The organism is Protofrankia sp. Cj5, from assembly GCF_917627405.1.
In the GTDB taxonomy this organism is placed as follows: Bacteria; Actinomycetota; Actinomycetes; order Frankiales; family Frankiaceae; genus Protofrankia.
The window spans coordinates 1-10494 of the sequence record NZ_CAKJTO010000141.1 but is presented as its reverse complement, the minus strand read 5'-3'; the positions used below and the strand labels follow the sequence as shown (position 1 = coordinate 10494).

Genomic DNA, 10494 nt, shown 5'->3' with positions numbered 1-10494 from the left:
CCGGTGGTGGGGTCGCCGGTGGTGGGGTCGCCGGTACTTGCTCGGTCCGCCGGTCGGTCCGCCGGTCGGTCCGCTGGTCGGTTTGTTGCTCGTGAGACGGAGTGTCTGTGAGTACTATTCATGATCTTACCGCGCTGGAGCAGGGGCGGGCGGTGCGGGCCGGCGAGCTCTCCCCGACCGAACTGGTCCGCCATTACCTGGACAGGATCAGCACGCTGGACCCGACGGTCGCCGCGTTTGTCACGGTCACCGAGGATCTCGCGCTCGCCCAAGCCGCCGCGGCTGAACGCGAGCTCACCGCGGCACGCCGGACCGGCACGGTTCTCGGTCCGCTCCACGGCGTGCCGGTGGCCGTCAAGGATGTGGCACGCATCGAGGGCGTTCGCCGCACGTCAGGGTCGACGGCCTTTCTCGACGAGATTTCCGATATCGATGATCATGTTGTCGCCCGTATGAAGAGCGCCGGTTTGGTGATTCTCGGAACGACGAACACCCCTGAATTCGCCCTGACCTGCTACACGGAAAACCGGCTGGGGCCACCCACCCGCAATCCCTGGAGTCCGCGGCACAGCCCTGGAGGTTCCAGCGGCGGCTCGGCCGCCGCCGTAGCCGCGGGGATGGCGCCCATTGCGCACGGCACCGACGCCGGTGGTTCCGTACGGATCCCAGCCTCGGCCTGCGGGCTCGTCGGAATAAAACCGAGCCGGGGCCGGGTCAGCAACGGGCCGATCGGGCACGATGTGACGGGGCTATCGATCAACGGCGCGTTAGGGCGTACGGTCGCGGACGCCGCAGCCCTGCTTGATCTTATGTCCGGCCTGATGCCGGGGGATACCGAAACGGCACCCGGCGGACTTGTCGGCCCGCTCGCCAAGGGCGTCGAACCCCGCCAGCTCACGATCGCCGTGATGCCCGAGCCGATGCTGCCCGACGTGACGGCCCATGCCGACTGTCACGACGCGCTCAAACACACGATCGAGCTCCTTGCCGCCGCCGGGCACCGGGTGGAGGAGATGGAGATGAGCCCGGACCAGGAGGTGGCCGACGCCTTCGGCAGAGTCTGGTCCGTCGTGGCCTCCCAGGTGGCTCTCGAGGACGAGGAAGAGGACGAGGAGTCGCTGGAACCGTTCACGCGGTACATGCGGGACCGTGGCCGGGCCGTCTCCGGAAGGCAGCTGCACGCCGCGCTGACGACGTTCCGCGGAATCGGGCAGATGCTGACAGACTTGATCTTCGAGGTGTACGACGTCATCCTGACACCGACGCTCGCGCAGCCACCCGCGCTGATCGGTGAGTTCACCACCGACACCGACGCCAACGCCAACTTTGACCGGATGACGGCGTTCATGCCTTATACGCCGTTGTACAATATTACGGGCCTACCGGCTGTCACCGTGCCTGTTCACTGGAACGACCAGGGCCTGCCGATCGGCGTGATGTTGGGTGGTCGCTACGGTGACGAGGCAACGCTGACGGCGCTGGCGGCCCAGCTCCAGTCGGCTGCCGGGCAGCTCGGGCGGCGCCCGGAGATCTGGTGAGGCGCGGTGCGTGGCCCCGGTGAAGCGCAGTCAACGATCGGGGAGTGAGGCGGGACGATGACCAGTGAGCTGACCGACGATGAAGTCGGGCCGTTCACCGCGGGTGAGACGTCGCGGGGGGTGCTCCTGCTGCACGGGTTCGGCGGTTCCCCCGCGTCGATGCGTCCGTGGGCGCGGTACCTGCTGGGGCAGGGCTACCGCGTGAGCGTCCCTCTGCTGCCAGGACATGGCACGACCTGGCAGGACCTCAGCTCGACCCGGTGGCCCGACTGGTACGGCAGCGCTGAGCGGGCACTGATCGAACTCGCCGAGCACTGTGAGACCGTCGCGGTCACCGGCCTGTCGATGGGCGGCTCCCTCGCGCTGCGGCTCGCGGCTCGGCATCCGGCCATCGTGCGTGCCGTTGTGCTGGTCAATCCCTCGATCGCCAACCCGAACAGGCTGCTGTTCGCATTGCCGGTGTTGCAGCACTTCGTGCCCTCGATCAGGAACGACGGCCCGATGGTCAAGAAACCCGACGTGCCGCGGGCAAGTTATGACCGTTTGTCGCTGAAGGCCGTGCGGTCGATGACCCTGCTGTGGCGGGACGTCCGGCCACGGTTGTCGGCGGTCACGCAGCCGCTGCTGCTTTTCCGGTCGCTGGCCGATGGAACCGCCGGCGAGCTCTCCAGCGGAATCGTGCTTCGCGGGATCGCCTCGGCGGAACACCGTGAAGTGCTGCTTTCGGACAGCTATCATATCGCGACGTTGGACAACGACGCCGAAACCATCTTTGCTGAATCGGCGGCATTCCTGCGTACCTGGCTGCCCGTTCTCCAGAGCGGTCCGGATCCCAGCGACACGGCGCGGTAGCCGGGCGGTGCTCGCTGGCGCCAGGCGATGTCTGGTCGCGCCCGGTGGCCAGCCCGGGTAAAATCACGCATCCGTCTCCGGCCACACCAGGTCATCAGGTTGCCGGCATCGTCGCGGCTTTCGTCATATTAGAGCGCCCGGCAATAGGGGTATGGGTCAAGGAGCGGGGTTGGGGTGCGTGCGTCGCGAGGCGGCGGAGGGAGTCACCGGAGGTGTTGGGTGGCGACCGACGAGCCGGGGTACCTGTGCATCGCGCGGCGATGGACGGGGAGCGATGCGGCGAGGTGCGTGCCCCAGCCCCGCGACACCGCTCCCCTATTGCCGGGCGCTCTTAGTTATCCTGGAATCTTAGTTATCCTGGAATAGAATTCTGGATAACAGGAAGAGCGAATGGTCGCGGCATGGCGATGATGGCTCAGTAGAAGATCGCGATCATGCGGGGGTGGGTGGGAGATGGTTGATCGTTTGATCGACCTGCGAAGCGACACGGTCACGCGGCCGACTCCAGGCATGCGGGAGGCGATGGCGCGGGCAGAGGTAGGCGACGACTGCTACGGCGAGGACCCGACGGTTGCGGCGCTGGAGGAGCGCGTCGCCGACCTGTTTGGGCATGAAGCCGCCGTCTTTGTGCCGAGCGGCACGATGGGGAATCAGATCTGTCTGCGGCTCCTGGTACCGCCGGCGGAGGAGCTGCTGTGTGACGCGGATGCGCACATTGTGACGTATGAGGGAGGGGGAGCGGCCCAGCACGGCGGAATATCGACCCGGACGATCGTTTCGCCGCGGGGCATTCTTCAGCCTGACGCGGTGGCGCAACAGCTTCGGCCTGAGGGATTCCGGACCGTGGTGACCAGGGCCGTAGCGGTCGAACAGACCGCGAACCGTGCCGGCGGCGCGGTCTATCCCATGGATGTCCTCGAGTCGCTGCGGGCGGTGACGCGCTCAGCGGGCGTCGCTCTGCACTGCGATGGCGCGCGTGTATGGAACGCCATCGTCGCCACCGGTCTGCCTGCCGCGGCCTTCGGCCGGCTGTTCGACACCATGTCCGTCTGCCTGTCCAAGGGGATGGGCGCGCCCGTTGGATCCCTGGTGGTCTGCTCAGCGTCCCGCGCGGCTGCCGCCCGGGTCCTGCGCCGGCGGCTCGGTGGTGGGATGCGGCAGGCCGGCATAGTTGCCGCGGCTGGCAGCTACGCGCTGGACCACCATGTGGAGCGGCTGGCTGATGATCATGAACGTGCGCGGCGCCTGGCTCGCCGGATTGCGGATGTCGCCCCCTCCGCCGTCGACGTCGACGCGGTCCAGACGAACATGATTGTCCTTGACCTGTCGGACACCGGCTGGCCCGCGGGCGAGTTCACCGCCGCGGCGGCCCGTCACGGACTGCTTCTGCAGCTGACTGGCCCACAACGGGTCAGGGCCGTCACCCACCTCGACATCGACGACGAGGACATCGACAGCGCGGCAACGCTCCTGCACGGGCTGCTCGGCCGTTGAACGCATGCGGGCCCGGTCGGGAACGGTCGTCACAGCCGTTCCCGGTTGTTTGGGACTCAGCGCGCCCGGCACCCGGCAAGAGGGGACGCGGCGTCGCGGGGCCAGGGCACACGCACCTCGCGTCATCGCTCCCCGTCCATCGCCGCGCGATGCACGCACCCCAGCCCGGCTCTTTGATTCACACCCCTATTGCCGGGCGCTCTCAGGCGGGATGCCGGCGCCGACGGGACAGTTCAGCCAGGGCTTCCTCCCCGGTCCCGGGGCGCCATTGCCGCCGCAGGCCGGCCCGAGCGACACGGATACCGGCGACTCCCACAAGCGCGACGGAAAGGGCCGCCGCGGTGAATATCAGGGTAATGCCGCGAGGAGCGTGGTTGGGGCGGACCGGCGGTAGCATCACATTTCGCACCACGCCGGTAGCCGTGGACGGCGATGCCGAGCCCGCGGTTTCCCCGGGCAGCTCCGCGGTCACCGCGGAAACCGGGTTGAGCACCCCCCAGCCCAGCTGGGGGTCGGGCAGCCGGCCGCCGGGCCGGTCCGCGGTGAGTTCGATCCGGCGGCGGACCGCCGCCGCACTCAGCTCCGGCCGGTAAGCCCGAACGAGCGCGGCGACTCCAGCCACCTCAGGCGCCGCGTAGCTTGTTCCGTCGCCGACGAGATGGCCTGACCCGCCCGTGCCGAGACTGATCACGCCCTCTCCCGGCGCGGCCACGTCCACGTAGTCACCAGCTTCCGAGAAGCCCGCCGGCTGGCCGTTCTGACCGGTCGCGCCCACCGCCAGCACTTCCGGGTAGGCGGCGGGGTACGTCCGGGGGTTGCCGTTCTCGGCCTGGTTCGCGACCGCCGCAACGATCAGTACGTCCCGCTCCGTGGCATAGCGGATCGCGGCATGCAGGCTGTCATCGGGGAAGAAAGCGCTGGTCGAAATGTTGATCACAGAAGCTCTGCCGTCGACCGCGGCGCGGATGCCCGCGGCCAAGCCCGCGGCGGTGCCGTCGGAGTCCCTGGACGCCTGCCGGATGGGCAGCACGGTCGCCTCAGGCGCCATCCCGGCGACCGGGGTTCCCGGCACGGGGGCGGCCGCGATAATACCGGCGACGAACGTGCCATGGCCCGAGCAGTCGGTGTTCGCCGGCACCCGCTGCCCGGTCACGTCCGCGCCCGCGAGGACCCGCCCCGCGAGCTGGGGCACTGCCGCGTCCACACCTGTGTCGATCACAGCAACGGTGACTCCCGCGCCGCGCGTCAGATTCCACACCCCGGCCGCTCCCAGCCGCCGCTGCGCCCATGGCATCGTCCGTACGATCTCGGTCGACGGTGGCGCGCAGCCGGTGGACAGCGGTGGGCTGACCGGCGGCGCCAGCGGCTGGGCGGGTGCTCCCGTCGGCGTTGGAGTCCCCACCGGTGGTTCCCCGCTCGCGGGTGACCACGACTGGGTGAGGGCCATGAGCGCCACGGCTGTCATCAGTACGGTCAGCGGCCGACGCGAAGACCCGGTGACCGCCAGCGGTGAGACGCGGCCTCCCCGGCGGCCAGGGCGTGTCTGACAGATCGTCGATCGCGGGGATCGGTGCCCAGAAGGCGTCCCGCCGCGTTGTCGTCGGTCCGGACAGAACACCGCTGTCCAGGCCTTCTCCGCCGCCCAGGCCGCTTTCTGGATCATTGTTCGCATCGACCAGCATCCATCAGACACGCCCTGGCAGGCGGATAGTCGCTCATCGGTTCCGCTCCTCCGGGATACGGCTTTGTACTTCTCGAGAAAGGCACGTATCTGGCCTGTGGCCGGTTCAACCGGGCTCGGTCGAACCTCCAACGGGGTGTGGGACGTGCATTCCTTGGGGGCCGGCGAAACAGGTCTATCCGGTTCCACCGGCTGAATGGCGACGGCCCGGATGGTGACGACCCGGATGGCGGGATGACTGTGCTGAAAGTGGATGTTCTCATGCCCGCGGGCCGGCACCGCTCGCGTCGAGCCAAGGGTATCGGCGGAACGGTGCTCATTCTCGCCGTTGGAATGGCCGGTGCGATATTGATCGGTATTGCGGTTTGGCTGGGTGGCGCGGGTGGGGGTGAATCCGCGCCTACCGCCGGCAGCGTGCTTTCGGCCACGGCCGCCCCGGATGCCGACGCGGCGCAGGCCGGCAGGACAGCGCTGACCACTCCGCCTAGGACAAGCGGCCTGCCGAGCGAGCACTGGACACTTGACGTGCTCTACGCGTCTGTTGGGATGCTGGTGGTGACTGTACTGATCCTGCCCTGGGCGCTTGAACGCCGGGCGCAGTCTCGGCAGGGCGACGACCTGTCGACCCGCCGCGGACGACCATCGCGGCTCCCGCTCCTCCGCCCGGCCGTGGCCGGGAAGCGTACGCCGGCTGGGCGGAGAGGGACCACCCGCCCGCGCCAGTGGCCCAGGCCGACGGCGGAGCGGGAGAAGGCGCTGGCGACCGACTCGCTCGCGCCGGCTGTTGCCGCCCCGGTTCAACGGGACAGCACCCAAGCCCCAGCCGCGAGTGTGCCACCGGAGGGCCTGGACCGGGTGCACGTCCAGCCGGTTGTCGTGATACCGGCGTGGCAACCGGTCGAGCCCGGACCAGACGCGCGGCCGGCCCCGGCCGTCGCGGCCCTGGAGCTGCCCGGTGACGTCGTGGGCGGTACGGGCGGTACGGGCGGTACGTTTCACGACCAGACGGCGACAGCTGCCGGGAACGGTTCGCAGTGACCTCCGTCGGTATCCCGGGGCTCCGCCGCAACCGCCAGCAGGACCCGCACCCCGGTTCGCCGTTGCCGGAGCGAGTCGAGCGGGTGCGGACAGCTGGTCACGTGCTGGGCCTCAACGTCCGCACCGCGCTCGTGGTCCAAGTCCTGCTGCTGGCCGTTCTCATCGTCTGGGGATACGACTGGGTGACAGTCGGCCGGCCTGTTGTGCTCTCCGTTGCGGTAATGATAGTCGCGTCGAACGGCGCCGCGCCGCTGGCCCGCTTGGCGCGGCTGGCTGCCGCACGCGGCCGTGGCCCTCATCGTGGCCGTGGCCAGACGAAGGCCGGCGGTGACGCGCCCCGCGGCACGACCGACGGGCTGGCAGCCCCCGTGCTCGGTGGGCTTGTGCCGGGGATAGGAATCGGTTCTGTTCCCGGCCGGGGTGGCAGCCGGATCGGCGTCGTCCACGACGGACACGGCTGGGCCGCGCTCCTGGAGCTCGGCCCTGAGCCAGGGCCGCTCGAGCCGCGGGCCGACGGGGCGTTGCCGCTGACCGGGCTGGTGGCGTTGCTGTCCGCGGACCCCACGACGCGGATACGCGGAGCACAGCTCGTCATCCTCGTCGCTGGAGCTACCACCGATCCCATGGCGGCGGAGCAGCCCCAGCCGCCCGGGTCACTGAGCGCGGGGGAGGCCCCCGCCCCCGTGACCGCCGTCCCACTCGCGCGCACCGTCCACGTGGTGCTGCGCTTCGACCGTGCCGATCTGACCGAACGCGCGTTGGGTACGGCGACCTCCGTCCAGCAGCTGAGACAGCCGGTCCGGCGACGGGTGGAGCAGGCCGTCGAGGTGCTGCGGGCGAATGGCAGCCCGGCTCGGCCGCTGGGCCCCGAGGAGGCACGCGACGTCCTGGCCAGGGCGGTCGGGCTGGCTCCGGTAGACCCCTGCGCCGAATACTCCCCCGGTTCCGCTCCGGGCGGCCGGGGCCTCCTTACCGAGGGCTGGTCCTGGCTGCGCCACGGCGTGTCCACGAGCGCTTCGTTCCAGGTCATCCGGTGGCCTGCGGCCGGGCTGTCGACCTTCGTGGCCACCGCGGCCACGCTCGCCTCGGCGGCGCAATCCGTGACTGTCAGCGTGGGCCTCGCGGCCGGGCGGCACGCGGACGAACGGCCGGTGATGAGCGGCTTGATCCGAGTCGCCGCGGATGACAGCGACGCACTGGCACGCCTGACGACTCTGCTGCTGCGTTCGGCAGCGGCTGGTGGCTGGCGGCTGGGTCGGCTGGGCGGCCGTCAGGCGCCGGCCGCCATAGCCGCGCTGCCATTGGGACGGCTTGTCCCCGTACGGCTGCCCGGTGGCTGGCGGCATGAGCACGCGTCTGGTGACGTCGCGCTGGCCACCCACCGCGCGCCGGCCAGCGCGGCCTGGTGGAACCTACCGGCCATGGCCTGCGGGTTTGTCCTGGGGGTGGAACGCCAACAGGTCCCCGTGGTCGTGCGGATGTTTCGCCGTCAGCCGACCACCATCGGGATGTTCGGATCCGACGGGCTGGCTCGGGCAGTGGTCGAGCAGGCGCTGGCCAGCGGCGCGACTGTCCGGATCAATACGCACCGGGCCGAGTGCTGGGCCGGGCTTCGCCAGCCACGGGTATCGGATGGACAACCCGCCAGGCTGGCTTTCGCCGGCCCGCGGCCGGCTATCCTTCGGCCCGGTCCGCTTCTCCTTCTGGACGAGATGAGCCCGCATTCCGGGAACCAGCCCAGCCTCTCATCCACGGCCGGTTGGCAGGCACGGATCGTACGGCTGTCCACGGTCACCAGCGAGTCGGTACGGCTCCTTGCGTCCTTCGATTTTCTGTTGCTGAGCGGCAAGCTGCCCGCGGACGCCGTCGAGGCTGTCCGCATCGCGGCTCGGCTACCGGAGTCCGCCTGTCGTTGGCTGCCGCTGCTGCCCGACAACGTCATCGCCCTGGTAGTACCCGGCGAGGTGCGCTTTGTTACGATTGTTGCCAATACGGGAGATCTGGTGGCGGCCTGACCCATGCCGAGCTGACCCGCGCTCGGCTGGACGGGGCCGCGCCGAGCCGCAGCCGGTAGCGAACATGCTGTGTCGGGCCGGGGAGAAGACCCGGGCAGAGTTTGGGGAGAAGACCCGGGTTTCACCGGGCAGCAGACGTGGGGTGACGGGGCTGGTTCAGCCCATTGTCCACAGTCGCACCGTGCCATCGGCGCTACCGCTGGTCAGAACGTTCTCATGCGGAGCGAACGTCAATGAAAGCACGGAGCTGGTGTGGCCGGCCAGCGGTTGGCTAGTGGGTGGGGTGTGGTGCGGTCGGTCATGTCCCATAGTCGTACGGTGTTGTCGCTGCTGGCGCTGGCCAGTGTTTTACCGTCTGGGGAGAAGGCCACTGAGAATACGCTGCCGGTGTGGCCGGTCAGGATTGGTTGGCCCAGCGGGCGGGGAGCGGCAGCCGGGGACTGCCGCGTCGCGGAGTAGATGATGCCCGTTCCGCCGCCCAGAAGAACAACAAGGCCAAGAATCATGATCGCCGGGCCGTGGGTGCCGAGCCGGATGGAGCTGAGGCGGTATTTGCCGCGGCTATCAAAGATCTTGCCGTTGTTGGCCGCTGTGTTACCAGTGGACAGGTTGCTATCACCAGCCGTCACAGCGGGAGTCAGTGCCGCGGCAGTGCCGGCCGTGACCGCATCAGCCCAGTCCCGTTCCGCAGCGGGCAGTACCTCCCGGATCCAGGCCGTGAGGTCTTCCAGCTGGCCTGCGGTCCGCGGCTCCTCTTGGAGGAGTTCGGCCAGCTGTGCCTGCCAGGCTGGCAGCAGCCGCTCACGCAGCCGGCCGCGGTCGGCTTCGCCGACCGCGGCGATGTCCGCGGCGAGTTCCTCCAGCCGCGTTTCGGTGAGTGTCCGCAGCTGCTGGTCACCCCTGCCCAGCAACCGGCTAAAGCCTGTTCGGGCGCTCCGCCAGGCATCCGTGGCGGCTGCGGCCAGCAGCGCCGATCCGCCTGCGCGAGCTAAGGTCGTCGCCCATTCGGCTTCCATGACCATTCCTCCAGCGTCACCGCTGTCGATCCTGCCGGGTGCCCGCTGGATAGCTGGCCTGGCGGGAACGGGAATCCCGGCCTGTCGGCGGGCGTCTTTTTCGGACGCTCTCGCCCCCGCTGTCACCGGCGCGGTAACCGTGTTCTACCAGCGTTTGCGCGCGCCTGTTGTCATGGTGAGTGCACGATTGAGCGCTTACCATGCGGCGCCCGCATACCGAATGGGTGCCAGTTCCCAGGCTGGAGCGGGATCAGGAGCGATCCGGTAGGCCTGCGGGATCTCGACGGACTCGGTCACTTCAGCACTTCGCATGGGCTGGGGCCGCACAGCCGCAGTCTGCGCCAGAACCGACATGTCGAATAGCTCCACACGGAGGTCTCGGTAAGGAGATCTCCAGGCAGAGAGGGCGCACAACAGCAGGGCTTGGACGTACCGGTGGCGCGATCGTTCGCCCGGTTGAAAAGCGCCGGTCGCTTCCGCGCCGGCCGCGGTTCGTTTCTCTCTGCTGAGGACGCAGAAAGTGGTGCACAGCCCAAATATGTTGTATAGGCGCAAGATGACCCAAGGATGAGCTGCTCGACGGCGGACTGGCTATCCGGCCGTGCGGCCGGGCGGGAGCCTCCATCCCCGGGTGGAGACCTCCGTCTGGCGCTATCCGACACCGCTGGCCTCGGCGCAGGTTTCAACTCAGCCGCTTATCCGGCTGAATCGACCGCTTATCGCATGATCGATTCCTGGAGGCTCGACGCCGGTGTCGAGGGGACAGCCGGTCTGGGACAGGAGAGGACGGGACAGTGAGCGTTACCAATGATCGGAGATTGTCCGGTGTCAGCCGGGGGCAACGTGTGCAGATCGTTGTG

General features: G+C 69.1%; 8 protein-coding genes. 5 read left to right on the top strand and 3 right to left on the bottom strand.

Annotated elements, in window-relative coordinates; translation table 11 throughout:
- The first annotated feature begins 107 nt into the window (after nt 1–107).
- The 3 genes from MJ777_RS20655 to MJ777_RS20645 all read left to right on the top strand — a co-directional run bounded on the left by MJ777_RS20655 (nt 108) and on the right by MJ777_RS20645 (nt 3884).
- Nucleotides 108–1538 (top strand): amidase, encoded by a 1431-nt coding sequence (locus MJ777_RS20655; protein WP_239377504.1) that lies wholly within the window; start codon nt 108–110, stop codon nt 1536–1538.
- Between the two features lie 57 nt (nt 1539–1595).
- The gene (locus tag MJ777_RS20650; RefSeq protein ID WP_239312101.1) at nt 1596–2390 is read left to right on the top strand and encodes a carboxylesterase; all 795 of its coding nucleotides are present in this window, start codon (nt 1596–1598) and stop codon (nt 2388–2390) included.
- A gap of 465 nt (nt 2391–2855) precedes the next feature.
- Entirely contained in the window at nt 2856–3884 is a 1029-nt protein-coding gene (locus MJ777_RS20645; protein ID WP_370651698.1) for a low specificity L-threonine aldolase, read from the top strand.
- 202 nt (nt 3885–4086) lie between these two features.
- Here the strand turns inward: MJ777_RS20645 and mycP are convergent, their stop codons facing one another.
- Nucleotides 4087–5331 carry a type VII secretion-associated serine protease mycosin gene (gene mycP, locus MJ777_RS20640; RefSeq protein WP_239377505.1) on the bottom strand — a complete coding sequence of 415 codons (1245 nt, stop codon included), beginning with the start codon at nt 5329–5331 and terminating at the stop codon, nt 4087–4089.
- Between the two features lie 468 nt (nt 5332–5799).
- On the opposite strand from mycP, the gene MJ777_RS20635 reads away from it, so the two are divergent.
- Nucleotides 5800–6603 (top strand): hypothetical protein, encoded by an 804-nt coding sequence (locus MJ777_RS20635; RefSeq protein ID WP_239377503.1) that lies wholly within the window; start codon nt 5800–5802, stop codon nt 6601–6603.
- A complete protein-coding gene (locus MJ777_RS20630; protein WP_239377502.1) occupies nt 6600–8618 on the top strand; it encodes a type VII secretion protein EccE in 2019 nt (672 codons plus the stop codon). The genes MJ777_RS20635 and MJ777_RS20630 overlap by 4 nt, the downstream gene beginning before the upstream one ends.
- 156 nt (nt 8619–8774) lie before the next feature.
- On the opposite strand, the gene MJ777_RS23265 is transcribed toward MJ777_RS20630, so the two are convergent.
- Entirely contained in the window at nt 8775–8861 is an 87-nt protein-coding gene (locus tag MJ777_RS23265; protein ID WP_370652794.1) for a WD40 repeat domain-containing protein, read from the bottom strand.
- Nucleotides 8849–9634 carry a WD40 repeat domain-containing protein gene (locus MJ777_RS23260; protein WP_370652793.1) on the bottom strand — a complete coding sequence of 262 codons (786 nt, stop codon included), beginning with the start codon at nt 9632–9634 and terminating at the stop codon, nt 8849–8851. The genes MJ777_RS23265 and MJ777_RS23260 overlap by 13 nt, the downstream gene beginning before the upstream one ends.
- Between the last annotated feature and the right edge of the window lie 860 nt (nt 9635–10494).